At 63.5% G+C, this 19513-nt stretch carries 18 protein-coding genes; 8 read left to right on the top strand and 10 right to left on the bottom strand.

Annotation, left to right across the window (positions count from 1 at the left end; translation table 11 throughout):
- Positions 1-170: 170 nt before the first annotated feature.
- Positions 171-1385, bottom strand: coding sequence for an NO-inducible flavohemoprotein (gene hmpA, locus IB263_RS13370; RefSeq protein ID WP_034789777.1), 1215 nt, complete (start codon positions 1383-1385; stop codon positions 171-173).
- Positions 1386-1704: 319 nt separating this feature from the next.
- On the opposite strand from hmpA, the gene IB263_RS13365 reads away from it, so the two are divergent.
- Entirely contained in the window at positions 1705-2154 is a 450-nt protein-coding gene (locus tag IB263_RS13365) for an Rrf2 family transcriptional regulator (protein ID WP_060606090.1), read from the top strand.
- A gap of 161 nt (positions 2155-2315) precedes the next feature.
- Here IB263_RS13365 and IB263_RS13360 read toward each other — a convergent pair whose 3' ends face one another.
- Positions 2316-2789 (bottom strand): Lrp/AsnC family transcriptional regulator, encoded by a 474-nt coding sequence (locus IB263_RS13360; RefSeq protein WP_034789774.1) that lies wholly within the window; start codon positions 2787-2789, stop codon positions 2316-2318.
- Positions 2790-2922: 133 nt separating this feature from the next.
- Here IB263_RS13360 and IB263_RS13355 point away from each other — a divergent pair, with 133 nt between their 5' ends.
- A complete protein-coding gene (locus tag IB263_RS13355) occupies positions 2923-3819 on the top strand; it encodes a DMT family transporter (RefSeq protein ID WP_226020735.1) in 897 nt (298 codons plus the stop codon).
- A gap of 18 nt (positions 3820-3837) precedes the next feature.
- Here IB263_RS13355 and IB263_RS13350 read toward each other — a convergent pair whose 3' ends face one another.
- Together IB263_RS13350 and IB263_RS13345 are read right to left on the bottom strand one after the other, a co-directional pair.
- Positions 3838-4989 (bottom strand): efflux RND transporter periplasmic adaptor subunit, encoded by a 1152-nt coding sequence (locus IB263_RS13350; RefSeq protein ID WP_060606087.1) that lies wholly within the window; start codon positions 4987-4989, stop codon positions 3838-3840.
- A gap of 15 nt (positions 4990-5004) precedes the next feature.
- Entirely contained in the window at positions 5005-8148 is a 3144-nt protein-coding gene (locus tag IB263_RS13345; RefSeq protein ID WP_060519252.1) for an efflux RND transporter permease subunit, read from the bottom strand.
- A gap of 457 nt (positions 8149-8605) precedes the next feature.
- Here IB263_RS13345 and IB263_RS13340 point away from each other — a divergent pair, with 457 nt between their 5' ends.
- Positions 8606-9208: a TetR/AcrR family transcriptional regulator gene (locus tag IB263_RS13340; RefSeq protein ID WP_034789764.1), complete on the top strand. Its 603-nt coding sequence runs from the start codon at positions 8606-8608 to the stop codon at positions 9206-9208.
- A gap of 10 nt (positions 9209-9218) precedes the next feature.
- On the opposite strand, the gene IB263_RS13335 is transcribed toward IB263_RS13340, so the two are convergent.
- The 4 genes from IB263_RS13335 to IB263_RS13320 form a co-directional block, all read right to left on the bottom strand.
- Entirely contained in the window at positions 9219-10541 is a 1323-nt protein-coding gene (locus IB263_RS13335) for an MFS transporter (protein WP_034789762.1), read from the bottom strand.
- A 48-nt stretch (positions 10542-10589) separates the two neighbouring features.
- On the bottom strand, positions 10590-10865 hold the full coding sequence (locus IB263_RS13330) for a metal-sensing transcriptional repressor (protein WP_089042985.1): 276 nt from the start codon (positions 10863-10865) through the stop codon (positions 10590-10592).
- Positions 10866-11090: 225 nt separating this feature from the next.
- On the bottom strand, positions 11091-11540 hold the full coding sequence (locus IB263_RS13325; RefSeq protein WP_060606085.1) for an SRPBCC family protein: 450 nt from the start codon (positions 11538-11540) through the stop codon (positions 11091-11093).
- An 81-nt stretch (positions 11541-11621) separates the two neighbouring features.
- Positions 11622-12983 carry a dicarboxylate/amino acid:cation symporter gene (locus IB263_RS13320; protein ID WP_034789738.1) on the bottom strand — a complete coding sequence of 454 codons (1362 nt, stop codon included), beginning with the start codon at positions 12981-12983 and terminating at the stop codon, positions 11622-11624.
- A 397-nt stretch (positions 12984-13380) separates the two neighbouring features.
- On the opposite strand from IB263_RS13320, the gene IB263_RS13315 reads away from it, so the two are divergent.
- The 5 genes from IB263_RS13315 to IB263_RS13295 all read left to right on the top strand — a co-directional run bounded on the left by IB263_RS13315 (position 13381) and on the right by IB263_RS13295 (position 17926).
- Positions 13381-14733: an LLM class flavin-dependent oxidoreductase gene (locus tag IB263_RS13315; RefSeq protein ID WP_034789736.1), complete on the top strand. Its 1353-nt coding sequence runs from the start codon at positions 13381-13383 to the stop codon at positions 14731-14733.
- 9 nt (positions 14734-14742) lie between these two features.
- A complete protein-coding gene (locus tag IB263_RS13310) occupies positions 14743-15627 on the top strand; it encodes an ABC transporter permease (RefSeq protein ID WP_034789734.1) in 885 nt (294 codons plus the stop codon).
- A gap of 35 nt (positions 15628-15662) precedes the next feature.
- Positions 15663-16646, top strand: coding sequence for an ABC transporter substrate-binding protein (locus IB263_RS13305; protein ID WP_034789726.1), 984 nt, complete (start codon positions 15663-15665; stop codon positions 16644-16646).
- A 9-nt stretch (positions 16647-16655) separates the two neighbouring features.
- Entirely contained in the window at positions 16656-17426 is a 771-nt protein-coding gene (locus IB263_RS13300) for an ABC transporter ATP-binding protein (RefSeq protein ID WP_034789724.1), read from the top strand.
- Between the two features lie 113 nt (positions 17427-17539).
- Positions 17540-17926 (top strand): hypothetical protein, encoded by a 387-nt coding sequence (locus IB263_RS13295; protein WP_034789721.1) that lies wholly within the window; start codon positions 17540-17542, stop codon positions 17924-17926.
- Between the two features lie 112 nt (positions 17927-18038).
- On the opposite strand, the gene IB263_RS13290 is transcribed toward IB263_RS13295, so the two are convergent.
- On the bottom strand, positions 18039-19061 hold the full coding sequence (locus IB263_RS13290; RefSeq protein ID WP_034789718.1) for an LLM class flavin-dependent oxidoreductase: 1023 nt from the start codon (positions 19059-19061) through the stop codon (positions 18039-18041).
- A 133-nt stretch (positions 19062-19194) separates the two neighbouring features.
- Positions 19195-19506, bottom strand: a complete 312-nt coding sequence (locus tag IB263_RS13285) for a cupredoxin family copper-binding protein (protein WP_034789875.1) — start codon at positions 19504-19506, stop codon at positions 19195-19197.
- Positions 19507-19513: the final 7 nt, after the last annotated feature.

Genomic DNA, 19513 nt, shown 5'->3' with positions numbered 1-19513 from the left:
GCAGCATGGCGGGTCCGAAAGCAAGGGCGATCTTTCGGATGGCGTTTACGCACAGGCGGGACTGCCGCAATCCTCGGCGCAGGTCGGCTTGCCGCGGCGCGAAGGCAGCGCCGCGGCAAGGAGGAGATCAAGCTCTTCCACGGTCCGTGAAAGTGCCGACCGAAGGCATTTTAGGCTGCAATGAGTTCGTCGGCTGGGCCGAAGAACTCGTAGTGGACCCGCTCGCTGGAAACGCCTTCCCTGGCAAGAGCCGGGACGAGCGCACGAAGGAACGGTTTGGGGCCACAGAGATAGAATTCGGCATTGGCGATCGGCGTGTGCTTGCGAAGCCATTCCGCGGTGATGAAGCCATCGAAGTCGTGCGACAGCCCCACGGCATCCCCGTTCGCAGGCGCGCTATAGAAGCTGCTGATCGTGATCTTGCCATGTGCATCGGCGAGTTCGCGAACATGCCGATCCATGGCATGCGTGCCGCTGTTCAGCGCGCCGTGGACGAAGTGCGCCTCGAGGTTCGGATGTTCCTCGGCGATCGTCTCGAGAATACTGACCATGGGGGTCAGGCCGACGCCACCCGACAGCAGTACGACAGGTGCTTCCGGCGCTTCGGGGAGGAAGAAGTCGCCGGCCGGCGGGGTCGCGCTCAAGACCGTGCCGACGGTCGCCTGATCGTGGAGATATCGGGATCCGCCTTGCCCCTGCGCCTCGCGCTTTACCGAGATGCGGTAGAAGCTGTCGTTCGGCCCGCTGGAGATCGAGTAGTTGCGCTTCATCTCCAGGCCATTGTCCAGTTGGAAGCGGAACGTCAGATATTGGCCGGGTCTGTGGCGCGCAACGCGACCGCCGTCCTTGGGTTTCAGGATAAACGAGGTGACGACGTCGCTCTCGCGAACTTTTGAGACGATGACGAAATCTCTCCAGCCGTTCCAACCGCCCGAGCGCTCCATCAGTTCGCCGCGTATGGCGGTTTCGCGCTCCTTGAGAATATCGGCCAGGAACCAATAGGCCTCGCCCCATGCGTTGAGGAGCTCAGGGGTCGCAGCACTTCCGAGCACATCCTCGACGGCGGCGAGAAGAGCCTTGGCTACAAAGGGATAGTGCTCCGGAAGGATATGGTAGCCGATGTGCTTGTGGGCGATCCGTTCGACCACCGGGCCAAGCACGCCGAGATTATCGATGTTCTGCGCATAGGCGAGAATGGCGGCGGCAAGCGCGTTGACCTGTGAACCGCCTTCGCCCTGATTGGCGTGGTTGAACAGCGCGCGGATATGATCGTCACGGAAGAGGCGGGCATACATGCTCTTCGTGATTTCCGTTCCGTGGGCCGCGAGCGCCGGAGCGCTGGCTTTCACGATCTGGACAGTCTCGGGGGAGAGTGGTTTCGGCATGATTTTTTCCTTTCGGTGGGACGTATCAGTGGGGGCAGGTTGGTGATCCTGGAAATGCAGCCGGCAATTCACCGGGCCCGGTGATCGGGAACTGTGTCCCAATCTCTCGCGGCCGCGAATCCCGCGCTCAAAATCCTGTTAATGCGGACTTCGCCCTGGAAGCATTCGACGATCATCCTGATCTCAGCTCCGGCTACTGTTCGCGCGTTCATCGCAAATGACCCTTAAAGATGTATCTGAAATGCATCTATTCGCTTGCGATCAAAGATGCTAATCAAATGCATGTTTTTTGAACGGACTTTTTGACGCAGATCCCGCGATGAGGCTCACGAAATACACCGACTATGCGATGCGCCTGATGATCTATCTGGGCTCCCAGCCCACTGGGCTCAGCTCCATCCGGGAGATATCCGATACCTTCTCGGTCTCGCAGAACCATATGATGAAAGTGGTTCAAGACCTCGCGAATGCGGGGTTTCTGGAGGCTGTACGCGGCCGGAACGGCGGTATCAGGCTCGCAAGGGCTGCGAACGAAATCAATCTCGGCGCTCTCCTCCGGCACACGGAGGAGTTGTCCGATCTGATCGATTGCCGAGGTTGCCGCATCGCGCCGGCCTGCAGCCTGCCGTCCGTCCTTTCGGAAGCGACGGTCGCCTTCGTCGCGGTCTTCGACAAGTACACGCTTGCGGATCTCGTCGAAAAACGCTCGACGCTCGGCGTGCTCCTGGGTTTCAGGGCAGCGTTGCCGGGCGAAGATTGCACCCTGTGACGAAGGGATTGGCGGCCCGCGCGCGTTAGGTCGCCAGTCGCTCGAGGAATAATAACGCCCGGCACCCCAATGACTCGCCGCGGCCTGCTACTTCACGTCCGATTTGAGGTTGCGCCGCTTTGCTGGGGCGAACCTGGCAGTGGCCGGAGCCCGCCTGAGCATCAGATCGGTAGCAGCGCGTCCGGCTTGACGTCGCCGACCGAGGCGTAGGTGTGCGTCTCCCTGACGCCGGGCAGGGGCAAAATCACCCGTTCGAGAAAATCCTGGAACAGCGACATGTCGGCAATGCGCGCCTTCACCAGATAGTCGAACCCGCCGATCACCATGTGGCATTCCAGAACTTCCGGCGCCTTTGCAACCGCGTCAGAGAAGCGCTCGAAGATATGCGGGGCGGTATGGTCGAGGCGCACCTGGATGAAGACGACGGTGCCCCGGCCGATCTTCTTCGGATCGAGGATCGCTCGCACGGCCTTCACGTAACCCTCGCGGAAGAGGCGCTTCACGCGCTGGCTCGTGCCCGTTGGCGACAGGCCGACACGCTCTGCCAGCTCCAGTGTGGTCCGCCGGCCATCTTCCTGCAGCAATCTCAACAAGGTGCGATCGATGGTGTCGAGGCCTGCAATTTCGTTCTTCACGCTATTTGGTCCATGAAAGAGTGATAATCGCTTAGATTCATTGAAATCAGTGTATTTTGACGCGGCCGTTCGCGCAATACGGTGCTTCTGTCGAAGCCGCCGGGTAAGGCTTCCGCAATGTGGAGAGACGGGCGTGCAAAGTGTTACGATGGGGGAGGGCGACCGCAGCCGGCGGCTGGCGATATGGGCAGGGGTGGCGGTCGTCGCAATCACCACCTTACAGTTCGTGGCCGCCCGGTTCAGTCTGCGCGAGCATCTGACCGCCGCCGACATCGTCACCTTGCGGTTCTCTGGCGCCGCCCTGGCCTTCCTGCCGGTGTTCCTCAGCGTCGGCTTGCCGAAGTTGATGCAGCTTGGCTGGCGCAAGGCAACCGTGCTGGCGCTGCTGACGGGGCTGCCCTATCCGCTGATCATCAACCAGGGACTTTCGCTGGCACCGGTCGCCCATGCGGCAGCACTCTCTCCCGCCGTAATCGTCTTCTTCTCGTTCCTGTTTTCCCGTCTCGTCTTCAAGGACAAGGCCTCCGGCACGCGCCTTGCTGGCGTTGCCACGGTCATTGCCGGCCTTTTGCTGTTCGTGCTCCAATCGGGCGTCGCCGACGCCGGGACATTGCGCGGTGATCTGTTGTTCGCCGTTTCGGGGTTGATGTTTGCCACCTTTGCGGTGCTGGTGCGGCTATGGTCCGTCGACGCCGTGACGGCGACGATCGCAGTGGTGTTCTTCTCCTGTCTGCCGTTGCCCTTGCTGCACATTCTGGCGCCCAGCGGGCTCGCTGCCGCCTCTTTCACCGAAATTGCCACGCAATTCGTCATCCAAGGCTTTCTCGCCGGAGCGCTCGCGAGCGTTCTCTACACCTATGTCATCCGTCAATTGGGTCCGCAGCCTGCGTCGCTGTTCATGCCGTGCGTCCCGGTGACGACGACCGCGGCGGGGGTCGTCGTTCTCGGTGAAGTTCCGACGCTGCTTCAGGTCGTTGCCATTGCCGTCATCACGTTCGGCATGGTCTTCCCGATCCTGAAAAGGGCGTAGGCCGGGCCGGCGACCGGCCTATTTCTGCGCCTGCTCGGCCGGCATCGGTTTGACCGGTGCGCCCGGGAAAATTTTCTGCAGGTTTCCCGCGATTACCTGGTCGCCCTCCGAAACCCCTGAGGTCAGGCCGATGAGATCACCGCTCGTCGGGCCAAGAGTGACCAGCCTTTGTTCGACCGTTTCACCCTTGCCGACGACATAGATGTATTTGCCGAGCTGGCTCGAGCCGAGCGCCGTTTCCGGCACCATCAGCACGTTCGGCTCGTCGCGGATCTTCAGCCGGACGCGGACATATTGGCCGGGCAGCAGGGAAAGATCAGTATTGTCGATCGTCACGCGCGCCACCACCGTTCCGGTATTTCCCTCGACCGTGTTGTTGATGAAGGTGAGGTCGCCGCGATAGCGCGGTTCCTTGTCGCCAGGCAAAAGCACTTCCGCCTGCACTTTCCCCTTCGCCCGGGCCTTCTGGATGTCGGCGAGTTCTGTTTCGCTCGGGTTGAAGGAAACATAGATCGGCGAAAGCTGCACGAGGTTGTTGAGCGGTGTCCCGGCGGTGTTGCTGACAAGCGTTCCCTCCGGCGCCTGGTCGCGGCCGAGCCGGCCGGCAAAGGGCGCGTGGATTTCGGTGTAGTCGAAATTGATCTCGGCGGTGCGCACCGCCGCCCGCGACATCTCCAGTGCCGCTTCGGCCTGGTGCACAGCACTCTGGCGCTGATCGAAGCTGTCCTTGTCGAGGTAACCCGTCGTGGCCAGTTCATTGCCGCGGTTGAGATTGGAGCGGAGATAGGCGAGCGACGCCTGGTCGCGCTCGACCTGGGCCTTTGCCTGATCGAGCGCTGCCCGATAATCGCGCGGGTCGATCCGATAGAGCAGATCACCTTCCTTCACATCCGAACCGTCGGGCACCGCCTGCGACTCGATATAGCCCGTGATCTTGGCGCGGAGCGTCACGTTGCGGATCGCTTCGGTGCGGGCCGAATAGTCGAGATAGATCGGAATGGTTTTCTTGACGACCGAGGCGACCGGCACGGGCATGGCCTGTTGCGGCGGCCCCACCGCCGCGCCGGCGTCGCCGCCCTTCAGCTCGAATCCGCCGTTCTTGTAATGATAGGCCGCAGCAAGGGCGGCGACCACGACCGCTGCGGCAAGGACCAGTCTCGAACCACGCATGTCAGGCTCCAATTCCTATTCCGCCGCCTCCGGCTCGTGACGCTGGCCGATCGGCTGCGAGGACGTGCCCTCGCGCCATTTTTCGATGACCGCGTAGAAGACCGGGACGAAAATGAGTGTGAGGATCGTCGCCGCCAGCATGCCGCCGAAGACGGTGGTGCCGATTGACTGGCGGCTGGCAGCACCTGCGCCCCTGGCATACATCAGCGGCAGCACGCCGAGGATGAAGGCGAAGGCCGTCATCAGGATCGGCCGCAGCCGGAGACGCGCCGCTTCCGCGGCGGCTGCGACGACGTCGAGCCCTTCCTCGCGTCGGCGTCTTGCGAACTCGACGATCAGGATGGCGTTCTTGGCGGCAAGTCCGACCAGCATCACGAAACCGATCTGCGAATAGACGTCGATCTGCATACCGCGCAGCCAGAGCGCCGAAAGCGCGCCCAAAAGCGCGAGCGGCACTGACAGCAGCACCATGAAAGGCATCGACCAGCTTTCATACTGGGCGGCCAGGATCAGGAAGCAGAAGACGAGGGCGAGCGCAAAGACGAGCGCGGCGATCGAGCCTGCCCGGATCTCCTGATAAGTAATGCCGGTCCACTCGAATGTGTAGTCCCTGGGCAGCGTCGTTTTTGCCACCCGCTCCATCGCCGCCACCGCCTGGCTCGAGCTGAAGCCGGGTGCTGCCGCACCGTTGATCAGCGCCGAGGGGTAATTGTTGTAGTGGGTGATGGTCTCCGGGCCGACCGTCGGCTTGAAGGTTCCTAGCGTATTGAGCGGCACCATTTCCCCCTCAGTGTTGCGCACGTAGAGACGAGAGAGATCGGTGGCCGAGGCGCGTGCGCCTTGATCGGCCTGCAGCGTCACGCGGAAGGTGCGGCCGAAGATGTTGAAGTCGTTGACATAGAGCGAGCCGAAATAGATCTGCAGTGTGCTGAAGATATCCGGCAGGCTCAGGCCCAGCAGCTTCGCCTTGTCGCGGTCGAGGTCATAGTCGAACTGTGGGCTCGAGGTGCTGAAGGTGGTGAACAGCTGGTAGGGATTGATTTCCGGCTGCTTGCGCGCCTCAGCGATCAGCGCCTGCGTCGCGTCGTTCAGCGCCTCGGCGCTGCGGCCGGCAAGGTCCTCCACCTGGAACTCGAAGCCACCGGTAGCACCCAGCCCCTGGATCGACGGCGGGTCGAAGGCGAGCACCAGCGCGTCCGGGATCTGCAGCAGTTGCGGCATCACCTCTTCACGCAGCGCCGAGGCGCCTTGTTCGGGCGGCCGCTCGTCCCATGGCTTCAATACGGCGAATTGCACGGCCGAGTTTGACTGGGCGGCGAAGGACAGGAAGTTGAAGCCGACGACCGAACCGACGAAATCGACGCCGGCGGTGCCGCGCAGGATCTCTTCGGATCGCCGCGCGACCGCCTCGGTGCGTTCGAGCGAGGCACCATCGGGCAACTGGATGACGACGAAGAAATAGCCCTGGTCCTCGACCGGCAGGAAGGTCGAGGGGATGCGCTGCCATAGCGCATAGGTCGAGGCGATCGCGGCGAGGAAGACGGCAAACAGCGCCCAGCGCCAGCGCACGAGCCCGGCGACGCTGCGCGCATAACCGTGCGACAGGGCGTGAAAACCGCTGTTGAACCAGCGGAAGAGGGCAAAACGCGGCTCGCCGCGATAGCGCAGGAACGCGGCGCTCAGCGCCGGACTGAGGGTCAGCGAGTTGAAGGCGGAAAAAGCGACGGAGATTGCGACCGTCAGCGCAAACTGGTTGTAGAGGCTGCCGGCGACGCCCGGAATGAAGGCGACGGGGATGAAGACGGCCAGCAGCACCGCGGTCGTCGCGATGATCGGGCCGGTCACCTCCTGCATCGCCTTTTTGGTGGCCTCGAGCGGCGGCAGCCCGGCCTCCAGCTGGCGTTCGACGTTCTCGACGACGACGATCGCGTCGTCGACCACAAGCCCGATGGCAAGCACCATGCCGAGCAGGCTCAGCATGTTGAGCGAGAAGCCGAAGAGATACATGACGACCAGCGTCGCGATCAACGAAACCGGAATGGCGATCGTAGGGATGATCGTCGTGCGCAGGTTTTGCAGGAAGATGAAGACGACGAAGACGACGAGGGCGAGCGCCTCGAGCAGCGTGAACACGACATCCTTCATCGCCGCCGAGACGAAACGCGTGGTGTCGTAGAACATGTGGTAGGCGATGCCCGCGGGGAAGCGCTGCGACAGCTCGTCCATCTTCGCCTGCACGCGGGCCTGCAGGTCGAGCGCGTTGGAGCCCGGTGCCTGGAAGACGGCAAGCACGACGCTTTCCTTGCCGTTGAAGGTGACCGACGAGGAATAGAGCAGCGCGCCGAGCTCGATGCGCGCCACATCGCGCAGCCGCGTCGTTGCCCCCGTCGTCTGGTCGGCGCGCAGCACGATGTCGCCGAACTGGGACGGGTCGCTCAAGCGTCCGAGCGCGTTGATCTGCATCTCGAAGGGCGTGCCGGCCGGTGCCGGCGATTGCCCGATCTTGCCGCCGGCGACCTGGATGTTCTGCTCGGCAATGACGTTCTGGACGTCGACGGCGGTAATGCCGAGATTGGCCATGCGATCCGGATCGAGCCAGACGCGCATCGAATAGCGGCGCTCGCCGAAAAGCTGGACGTCGCCAACGCCCGGCAGGCGTTTGAGTGGATCGAGGATCTGCAGGTAGGCGTAGTTGCTGACCGCGGCGAAATCGACCGAATTGTCAGGCGAATCCAGGCTGACGAGCACGGTGAAGTTCGGGATCTGCTTGGCGATGGTCACGCCGGTCTGGTTGACGAGGGCCGGAAGCGAGGAGGCGGCCTGCGAGACGCGGTTCTGCACGTCGAGCGCGGCGACGTCGATCGGATAGCCGACCTCGAAGGAAATGATGATGCGCGACGAGCCGTCGTTCGAGCTGGTCGAGGTCATGTAGAGCATGCCGGGCACGCCGTTGATCTGCTGTTCGAGCGGCGTCGTCACCGTGTCGGCGACCACCTGGGCGCTGGCGCCCGGATAGTTGGCGGCAACGACGATCTGCGGCGGCGTGACGTCGGGAAACTGCGAAATCGGCAGCAGGAAATAGCAGATGCCGCCGGCGAGCGTCATGATGATGGCGATCGCCGATGCGAAGATCGGCCGGTGGATGAAGAAGTCAATCATGGGGCCGATCCTTTGGGAGCGCCACCATCGCAGCAGGCGGCGTGGCGGAAACTCGGCACCGGCACGCCCGCCGCGCGGACCTTGCGGTCAGCGACGGTCTCCCCAGCCTTCAGCCCATCCAGCATGCGCATCATAAGGCTCCAGCACGAGATCATGAAGGGCCGATCCGGTCCTAATCACGACGACCAAATCACGAGCGTTATCGAATCTAAAAAGTCTCTGCGGTGTGCGCTCTGGCTAAAAGACGCCTGGCGACCGCGCTCACCGACACTGCGCATGAAATTTTTCTGCAGTTACCGCCGCCGTTTCCGGAAGAGCTCTTTGCCGCAAGCGGATGCTCCTTGATTTGCCACGGTGGCGAAAATGTTACTGGTCGGTAACATCGTCGCATGTTATCGACCAATGACAGGGCGTCAAGGGGCAAGATTTTCCGCGCCGTTCACGCCGGACCACTGCGATGACAACGGATTTCTGCAAACCATCCCGTCGTTCGCCGCGCGATCGCATCGTCGAGGCTGCGCGTGATCTCTTTCGCCGCCGCGGCATTCGCGGAACCGGCGTCGATGCGATTGCCGATGCTGCCGAGAGCAACAAGATGACGCTCTACCGCCACTTCAGTTCGAAGGACGAGCTGATCGTCGAATGCCTGCGCCATGCGGGAATGGAGATGGATGGCTTCTGGCGCGAACTGGAAGACCAGCACCCGGGCGACGGTATCGGTCAGCTCAGGGCCTGGGTCCGGCGTATCGCCGAGCACCTCGGCGAGGACAAGTGCCAATGCGAAATGATGAGCGCCGCCGTGCAGCTGACCGATGAGGATCACCCCGGCCGCGAGGTGATCCGCCTCTTCAAGGATGCGCAGCGCGACCGGGTCGTCGAGCTGTGCCGCCGGGCCGGCATCGCCGACGCAGAGCTGCTCGGCGACACGCTGCTGCTGCTGATCGATGGCGCGCGCGCCGCGCAGCAGAGCAGCGGCGCCGAAGGGCCAAGTGCTCGTTTCGCCGAGATCGCCGATGCGGCGATCCTGTCTTTTGCCGGCAACAGCACCGCCTCCAAGTAGCGGCCGTTGCCTACCGCTGGGCTGGCCAGTCCGGGTGATGGCTGTCGATCACGAACACATGGGTGTGGCGGTGGCCGCTGCCGACGCGCGTCGCACCGGCAAGATGGGGGTGATCGCCCGCCAGCGCATGATGGGTGTGTTCGATTTCGTCCGGGTCGGGCGCGGGCCAGAGCCGGGCGGCCGCGGCGACAGCGCCGATGGCGATGAGGCCAAGCGCGATGAAGGTCGTGCCGAGCCCGGCGGTAGCGCCGAGCCAGCCGGCCAGCGGATAGGTGATCAGCCAGCAGGCATGCGAAAGGGCGAACTGCGCTGCAAAGAGCGCCGGCCGGTCTTCGGGCTGGGCGGAGCGGCGCAGCAACCGGCCGGACGGCGTCTGGGTCAGCGAGTAGCCGATACCGATGGCGAGCCACAGCGGCAGCAGCGAAGCGAAATTTGGAACGAGGGGCCCGATGAACAGGCCGGCGACGAGGATCGTCGCCCCGGAAAACATCGCGAAACGGTCAGGCGTCCTGTCGAGCAGGCGCGGCAGCATCAGCGCGGCAATCATCGAGCCGCAGCCAAAGGCGGCAAGCGCGATCGCCGTGTCGGTCTGGGTAAGGTCGAAGCCGGCCTGAACCAGCACCACCGTGTTGACGATGACCATCGAACCCGCCGCCGAGACCGCGAGATTGAGCGCGAGCAGGCCGCGCAGCCGTGGCGTCGAGAGATAAATGCGCAGACCCCGTGTCGTGCGGTCGTAGATACCGCGCCGTTCCGCAGCCTTCGGGCTTGGCAGCGCGACGGACACGACGAAGGCGGCCGAGGCGAGGAAGCCGATCACCGTGCCGGCAAACAGGTCATGGAAACTGACGACGGTAAGCAGTGCCGCAGCGAGCATCGGGCTTGCGACGCTTTCGAGATCATAGGCAAGCCGCGAGAGCGACAGGGCGCGGGTGTATTCCTTTTCATCCGGCAGCACGTCGGGAATGGTCGCCTGGAAGGTGGGGGTAAAGGCGGCCGAGGCCGACTGCAGCACGAAGATCAGCACATAGACCTGCCAGATCTCGGTCACGAACGGCAGGAACAGCGCGACGGCGGCGCGCACCAGATCGAGGCTGACGAGCATGGCACGGCGTGGAAGCCGTTCGGCGAAGGCGGCGGCGATCGGCGCCACGCCGACATAGGCGATCATCTTGATCGCGAGCGCCGTCCCGAGCACCGCGCCCGCTTCGGCGCCGGCCAGATCATAGGCGAGAAGGCCAAGCGCGACGGTTGCGAGGCCGGTTCCGATCAGCGCGATCACCTGCGCCAGGAACAGGTGGCGATAGGTGCGGTTTGCGAGGATCTGCAGCATGATGATTGGGCCTCGCTCGGTGGCGGTTTGTGGCAGCGGATTTGCTGCTCAGAGGTATTTCGTGATCGCCTTGAACTCGTCGATGGAGTGGCGCTGCTCGTGCGGAAGCGCCCCGATCGTGTCTTCAAGGCAATGGTCCAGGTGATCCTGGATCAGGGTTCGCTTCGCCTGGCTGATCGCCTTCTCCACTGCGTGGAGCTGCTGGGCGATGTCGAGGCAGGAGCGGCCGCCTTCGATCATGGTGATGACGCTCTTTAGGTGCCCCTCCGCGCGTTTCAGCCGCTTGACGATCTCGGGATGGGTGTCGTGTCTGTGCTCGCTCATGTCAATATCCTATCCCCCTGGATAGGATATTTCAAGGGAGTGATTTTCGATGGTTGCTGCGGTGTCCGAAGGCGGGCGTTGTGGCGCCATGTATCTGGTCTATCCGGATCCAGATGCGGCGGGACCGGGTGCCCAGCGCCTGGGCGAAATCATCAGGCACGAGGCACGCGCCTGGCGCAATAGTCGTCCGTCTGCGCGTCTTTCCGGAATGTGCCCGCCGTTGCTTTAGGCCAGCCTCTTCGAGAGGCCGCGCTCCATCACCACCCCGTGGTTCCAGCGAAAGACGGGTCTGAGGATAAAGGAAAGACGGACCATCCAGGGCTTCGTGACTGTCACGATCCAGTCATAGCGAACGCGGCAAGCGCTGCCTTCGCCTTGCAGGGTCCAGCGGCCGATGCCGTCGAGTTCGCCCAAGGCCCGGCCTTCGATGAAGAGAGGCGGCTCGACTTTGGTGGTCTCCATGTCGAAGACCAGTGCGTAGGGGAGTGCCGTCGACCAGCGCATGCGCCTGACGGCGCCGACACCATGTTCGTCCCCCTCGTTTAGCAGCGTAACCTGCTTCACCGATGGCCACCACTCGGGCCAGCGTTCCGGCGTGCTGAGTTCACGCCACACGTCTTCAAGCTGGGAGGCGATCGTCCATTCGGTGACGAGATGAAAGTTGGTCGACGACATCGCCGATCCCTCAACAGGCGGAACGCCTGAAGTATAACACGGCATGCGGACCTTGCGGCCCGCATGCGTCGTTTCACGCCGTCAGGCAGCGCGTGCAGCGGCGCCAAGCGGTTCCAGGTCGTCGAGCACCTTGTCGCCGTTGTAGACGGTCTCGTCGAGAATGCCTTCGCGCTTGGCGACGATCGTCGGCACGAGCGCCTGACCGGCGACGTTAACCGCCGTGCGGCCCATGTCGAGGATCGGGTCGATGGCGAGCAGCAGGCCGACCCCTTCGAGCGGCAGGCCGAGCGTCGAAAGCGTCAGCGTCAGCATGACAGTCGCGCCGGTGAGGCCGGCGGTTGCGGCAGAGCCGAGCACCGAGACGAAGACGATCAGCACATATTCCTGGATGCCGAGCGGCAGGCCGAAGAACTGCGCGATGAAGATCGCCGAGATGGCCGGGTAGATCGCGGCGCAGCCGTCCATCTTGGTGGTGGCGCCGAGCGGCACGGCGAAGGCGGCATATTCGCGCGGCACGCCGAGGCTCTTTTCGGTCACTGTTTCGGTAACGGGCAGGGTGCCGACGGAGGAGCGTGAAACGAAGGCGAGCTGGATCGCCGGCCAGGCGCCGGCAAAGAAGCGCGAGGGCCTCAGGCCGTGGCCGACGAGCAGCGCCGGGTAGACGACAAAGAGCACGATCGCAAGGCCGATATAGACGGCAGCGGTGTACCAGCCGAGCTGCGCCAGCGTTTCCCAGCCGTACTGGGCAACGGCGCGACCGAGCAGGCCGATCGTGCCGATCGGCGTCAGCCGGATAACCCACCAGAGGACCTTGCGCACAATCGCGAGAAGCGACTGGTTGAAGGCGAGGAACGGCTTGGCAGCATCGCCCACCTTCAGCGCCGCGGCGCCGACGGCGATCGAAACGACGAGGATCTGCAGCACGTTGAAATTGAGCGAGGTGGTGGCACCCGTGTCGGTGACCTTGGTGCTGGCTTCAAGGCCGAGCATGTTGGCGGGCACGAGGCCCTTCAGGAAATCGAGCCACGAGCCGGAATAGGAGGGGGCCTTGGCAGCTTCCTGCGAAACGGCCGAACCGATGCCCGGCTGAATGATCAGGCCGAGTGCGATGGCGATGACGACGGCGATGAGAGAGGTGATCGCGAACCAGAGCAGCGTCTGCCACACGAGCTTGGCGGCATTCTGCAGCGTCGCCAGGTTGGCGATCGAGGCGACGATGGCGGTAAAGACGAGCGGCGGTACGAGCGCACGCAGAAGCTGGACGAAGATCGAGCCGATCGTCTGCAGGGTGACCGTCAGCCAGTTGGCATTGCCGCTGGCATCGACGCCCATATTGCGGGCGATGAGGCCGAGCAGCAGGCCGATGACCATGGCCGCCAGGACTTGGAACCCGAAGGAAGCATAGATCGGCTTTGGTGAGGATTGGGTGGTTGCTTGGGACACGTCTTTCACTCTCATTGTGTGGCGGCGGCCACATTTTTAGGCAATGGCCGCCGCAAGTGCCCGAAAAATAGTCGAGTATTCTGGTCGAGATAAGAAAACCTTTGGCTCGAAAACTATTCCAAGTGGAATATTTTCCCGGATCAACCGCGCACTCTCGCTCCGGCCGGATTGCGCCTGAGGGCGGCGAAGCGGTCATCGATCTCTAAACCGGGCGAACTGACGAAAAACATTTCAATCCCGGCACGTCTCGTTGAAATCCTCTTTCTCTATAAAATTAGTATATAATGTAACCTGTCTGTCGTGGCCGGAGTTCGCCGCGTGTTGCGGAGCGCCTTGTGCGCTTCGCCCTCGGCAGGGTGATCTCCTCGAGTTTAAAGCGAGACAGGAGAGGATTGAGATGACACGCAAGATCCGGCTTGGAGCCTTTCTTCCCGGCGGCGGGCAGCATATTGCCGCCTGGCGCCACCCCGACCAGCCAGCCGACGGGGCGACCAGTTTCGAGTTTCACAAGCAGCTGGCGCTGACCGCCGAACGTGGTCTGTTCGATGCCTACTTTCTTGCCGACGGGCTGGCGATCGGCTTCGGTGGCGCGCGAGAGGGCGGCAATGCCCGTGTTGCCGGCTTCGAACCGGTGACCCTGTTTTCGGCGCTGGCGCCACTCACCACCCATCTCGGTTTCATAGCCACCTCGTCGACGACCTATGAGGAACCCTATACGACAGCGCGCAAGTTCGCGTCGCTCGACCTCATTTCCGGCGGTCGCGCCGGATGGAACGTGGTGACGACCACGGGTGATCCGACCGCCCAGAATTTCAACCGCGACACGCAGCTTCCGCATGCCGAGCGTTACCGGCGCGCCGCCGAGCATGTCGATGTGGTCAAGAAGCTCTGGGACAGTTTCGAGGACGATACCTTCATCCGCGACAAGCAAACGGGCGTCTTTTTCGATCCGGCGAAGCTGCACGACACGGATCACCGCGGCGAGCATTTCAAGGTCCGCGGCCCGCTCAACATTTCGCGCTCGCCGCAGGGACATCCCGTCATCGTGCAGGCCGGCCAGTCCGATGATGGCAGGGGCCTTGCCGCCGCCACTGCGGAGGTGATCTTCACGGCGCACCAGCACATCGAAACGGCGCAGGAATTCTATCGCGATATCAAGGCCCGCGCCCGGGGCCTGGGCCGCAACCCGGACCACATCCTGGTCATGCCCGGTGTCTCGCCCTTCGTCGGCCGTACGGAAGCCGAGGCGCGGGAGAAATACGAACGGCTGACCTCGCTCATCGTCGAGGAGGACGGCATCGGCCTGCTCAACGGCCTGACCGGCGGAACGCTCGATCTCCGTGGTTACGACCTCGACGGGCCGCTGCCGCCGGCGCCGCCGACCGAGGGCATGAAGAGCCGCCAGGCGCTGATCCGCCAGATCGCCGACGAGAACAACTTCACCATTCGCCAGCTCTACCAATGGATCGCGTCGGCGCGCGGCCACTACACGATTGTCGGTACGGCGGGGCAGATCGCCGATACCCTGCAGGAATGGTTCGAGAACGAAGCCGCCGATGGCTTCAACATCCTGCCGCCATGGTTCCCGACGGCGCTCGACGACTTCGTCGAGCTGGTGATCCCGGAATTGCAGCGTCGCGGCCTGTTCCGCACTGCCTACGAGGGCAAGACGCTGCGCGAAAACCTCGGCCTGCCCGTTCCCGTCAACCGCTGGACTGCTGCCCGGTCGGCCGTTCAGGCAGCAGAGTGAGGTGTTGCCATGTCCTATGAAACCATCAACCCCTCGCTTGCGGCAGGCTTTGCAACGGCGCGCCGTGAGGCTCTTGCCAAGAGTTCCACTTCGCCCGCCGCGCATTCCCGGCCGAACTCCGTGCCGCGCTGGCGCCGCCTGCTCGGCGCAATCGTCGCCCGCTACGGCCTCGTGCTTACGTTTCTGGCCTTCTGGCAGGTTGCAAGCACCGTGGGCTGGGTCAACGCGGCGGTGTTTCCGCCGCTCGACGTGATCCTGTCGGCCCTTTGGGACGGCATCGCCGGCGGCGCGCTGCTCGACGACATCGCCATCAGCCTGCAGCGGTCGGGCATTGCCTTTGCAGCCGCCGTCGCGGTGGGAATCCCGCTCGGGCTGTTCATGGGCCAGGTCCGGCTTGTCGAACAGGCACTCGACCCCGTCCTTCAGCTTTTCCGCCAGACCTCGGCCCTGGCGCTCTACCCGGTCTTCATTCTGCTGCTCGGTCTCGGCGAAACGTCGAAGGTCTTCGTGATCTTCTGGGCGACGCTCTTTCCGATCCTCCTGTCGACGATCGGTGGGGTCAAGGAGGTCGACAGGAAGCTGATCGAGATGGCTCGCACCTACGGCGCCGGCTCGCTCGCCGTCTTCCGCCGCGTGGTTCTGCCGGCCTCCGTGCCCGCGATCTTCGTCGGCCTCAGGCTCTCGGCCACGACCGCGTTGCTGCTTCTGATCGCTGCCGAAATGATCGGAGCGAACAAGGGCATCGGCTTCCAGGTGATGAACGCCCAATACAACTTCCAGATCCCGCTGATGTTTGCATCGATCCTGCTGCTTGCCCTGCTCGGTCTCGCCGCCAATGCGCTGCTCGTTCTCATCCAACGCAATCTCTGCCGCTGGTCTGCGCCGAACGCCTGACCGCCTTACCAGTTCCCCTTCGAAAGGATATCGAGATGACCTTCCACCCCCGCAATCTTCTTCTCTCGGCAGCCGTCACACTTGGCCTTGTTTCACCGGCGGCCGCTGCCGACGCGGTCACGCTTCGCTATCTCGCCAGCCAAGGCGGTCTGTCGGCACATGAACTCGCGCAGGAACTCGGCTATTTTGATGGAACCGGCATCACGATCGAGAGTGTCGGCTACGCCACCGGCGGCCCGGCATCACTGATCGCGCTGGCCTCCGGCGACGTCGAGATCGGCAGTGCGGCGACATCGGCCGTGCTGAACTCGATTATCAGCGGCAACGATTTCGTGGCCGCCTATCCCTCCAACGGCATCAATGACGAAGTGCAGTCGATCTTCTACGTGCTGGAAGACAGCCCGATCAAAAGCATCAAGGACATCGCCGGCAAGAGCATAGCGGTGAACACGCTCGGTGCGCACCTCGACTATACGATCCGCGAGGCCTTGCACTCTGTCGGCCTGCCGACAGATGCCGCCAACCAGGTCGTCGTGCCCGGTCCGCAACTGGAACAGGTCCTGCGCTCCGGCCAGGTGGATATCTCGGCCTTCGGCTATTGGCAGACGACCTTCGAGGGCGCGGCTCGTAAGAATGGTGGTCTGCGCGCGATCTTCGACGACACCGACGTGCTCGGCGAGATCGCCGGCGGCTTCGTCGTGCTCAGACGCGACTTCGTGAAGGAGCATCCGGAAGCGGCAAAGACCTTCGTGCTGCAGTCGGCCCGCGCGCTCGACTATGCCCGCGAACATCCGCAGGAAACGAAGGACATCCTTGCCAAGGCCCTGAAAGCCCGCGGGGAAAATCCTGAGATCGCCCAGTACTTCCGCGGCTATGGGGTGCGGGCCGGTGGCCTGCCGGTCGAGCGTGACCTCCAATTCTGGATCGACGTGCTGGTGCGCGAAGGCAAGCTCAAGCAGGGCCAACTGGCGCCAAGGGACGTGCTCTTGGCCGTCGACGGCGCAACGGCCAGCAACTGAGGACGTTCCATGAGCGTTACCCAGAACCCTCGCCGGGGAGAGGTGACGATCCGTCACCTCTCCAAGTCCTACCGCCTGAACGGCACGCCCTTGCCTGTGCTTCGGGATATCAACCTTAATATCCGCTCCGGCGAGACGCTCGCTATCGTCGGCGCCAGCGGTTCGGGCAAGACGACCCTGCTTCGGGTGCTGGCGGGTCTTGAGGATCCGGATGCCGGAGAGGTGCTGATCGACGGAAAGCTGACGAGAGGTGTCGGCACCGACCGTGCCGTGATCTTCCAGGAGCCGCGGCTCCTGCCCTGGCTGACGGTGCTCGACAATGTCGGCTTCGGGCTGGAGACGCGTGGTCTTTCCCGTGGGCAGGCACGAGACCGGGCGCGGCGCTACGTGCAACTGGTCGGCCTGCAACAGTTCGAAGACGCCTATCCGCGGCAATTGTCGGGCGGCATGGCGCAACGCGTCGGCATTGCCCGGGCGCTTGCGGTCCAGCCGGAAATCCTGCTGCTCGACGAGCCGCTGGGCGCGCTGGACGCCATGACCAAGATCAGCATGCAGCAGGAGTTGGCGCGGATCTGGCGCGACGAGGACGTGACAACCGTGCTCGTCACCCATGATCTCGAGGAGGCGATCTATCTCGCCGACCGTATCCTCATCCTGCCGCGCGAAAAGGGCGGCGAACCTCGGCTGATCGAGATCGACCTGCCGCGGCCGCGCGACCGCAGCGCCAGCGCCTTCGTGCGCCAGCGCGAGGAACTGCTCGGCATCTTCGGACTGCACTAAGGTCGCGTGCGGAACGGTTGCAGCGATTACGCGTTATTCTCTCTCGACGTTCGCATCCACCGGGGGCGATGCTGCCAGATGGTCGGATGCTCAGCCGAGACAGGAGCAACGCCATGAAGCTTTCGAACGGAATGTCATTCGCCGCAATCGTTTTTGCCCTTGGCACGGCAACACCGGCGCTCGCCAACGGCTTCTACACCGGCATCGATCCGCACAATCCGCCGGGCACCCAGAACCGGGTGCTCTACGGGCAACCCTACTATGTCGAACCCGCGCCCGGCCCGGTCTATGTCGAGCCTGTAGAGCCGCAAGTCTATGTCGATCCGATGCCAACTGGCAGCATCTATGTCGATCCGTATGTCGATCCGGCGCCGGGTTATGTCTACCGCCCGCCGGCCCGCACGCTGGGTGATGCCCGCCAGCGCTACACGGGCGAGTATCAGAGCGGCGGACAGGGCGACTACTATCTGGGCGTCGCGCATCCGCCGCAGGTTCCCTGAAGAACCGGCTAAGCGAAGGGGCGCGGCAGTACCGCCGCGCTCCCTGATTCGGCCGGGTGCCTGAATTCAGATGCCTATTTCAGATGCCTGGAGTTTGAGGCGTCGCCTGTCGCTAGCGCCAACCAAGTGCCGGCGCGACATGCTTGAGGATCGCCTCGATCACATGGGCGTTGTACTCGACGCCAAGCTGGTTCGGGACCGTCAGGAGCAGCGTGTCGGCCTCGGCAATCGCCTCGTCCTTTGCCAGTTGCTCGACCAGCACGTCGGGTGCTGCGGCGTAGCTGCGCCCGAAAATCGCCCGCGTCTTGTCGTCGATGAAACCGATCTGGTCTTCCTGCTTGTTTCCGCCGCCGAAATACATGCGGTCGCGATCGTCCACCAACGCAAAGATGCTGCGGCTGACCGAGACGCGCGGCTCGCGCATGTGCCCCGCCGCCTTCCAGGCTTCCCGGTAGGCGCGGATCTGGTCGGCCTGCTGGACATGGAACGGCAGCCCGGTCTCGTCATCCTTCAGCGTCGAGCTCTGCAAGTTCATGCCGAGCTTGGCGGCCCAGACGGCCGTGGCGTTCGAGCTTGCGCCCCACCAGATGCGTTCTCTGAGGCCCGCGGAATGCGGCTCGAGGCGCAGCAGGCCGGGAGGATTGGGGAACATCGGCCGCGGATTGGGTTCGGCGAAGCCTTCGCCGCGCAGGACGTCGAGCAGCACTTCCGCGTGCCTTCTTGCCATGTCGCTCTCAGTCTCGCCCTCGGACGGCTGGTAGCCGAAGTGGCGCCAGCCATCGATCACCTGTTCCGGCGAGCCGCGGCTGATGCCGAGCTGCAGCCGTCCGCCGGCGATGAGATCGGCCGCACCCGCATCCTCGGCCATGTAGAGCGGGTTCTCGTAGCGCATGTCGATGACGGCGGTGCCGATCTCGATCCGGCTCGTCTTTGCACCGACCGCCGCCAAAAGCGGAAACGGCGAGGCGAGCTGGCGGGCGAAGTGATGAACGCGGAAATAGGCGCCGTCTACGCCGAGTTCTTCGGCCGCAACGGCGAGATCGATCGATTGCAGCAGGGCGTCGCCCGCCGATCGCGTCTGCGACTGCGGCGAGGGCGTCCAGTGTCCGAAGGAAAGAAAACCGATCTTCTTCATGGCCGTGCCGCCTCCTCGATGGAACCAGCCGCTTCCATGGCATAATTCGGTTCCCGGATACAGCCGGTGTCTGGTGACTTCGCCGTGAACGGCGGCGCGTGGGGATGCGCTCGCACCGCCGCCCTCAAGTCTTTCATCGCACCTGCAGGCGCGCTTTCATATTTGGGTGAAAGCGGCAGGTATAGTCGAAGGTTCCGGCCTTGGTGACGGTGAGTGTCGCCATCTTTTTCGGTGGTATCACCACGTCGAAATCACCCTTGGCCGTTGCCGTGTGCGCCATGACGTCCTTGTTGTCCCACTCGATCACGTCGCCGACGGCGGCGCTGATTTCGGCGGGCGAAAACACGAGCTTTTCGATCGTCACCCGGATGGTCTCCGCCCACGCCGATGGCGCAGCCAGCATCAGAGCCAGGCCGGAAATGGCGCCAAGGCTTCGCTTCCGCATCATGTCG

Source organism: Ensifer sp. ENS03 (assembly GCF_014852035.1).
Classification (GTDB): domain Bacteria; phylum Pseudomonadota; class Alphaproteobacteria; order Rhizobiales; family Rhizobiaceae; genus Ensifer; species Ensifer adhaerens.
Note: the sequence above shows the minus strand (reverse complement) of the source record. Positions and strands in the feature narration are given on the sequence as shown.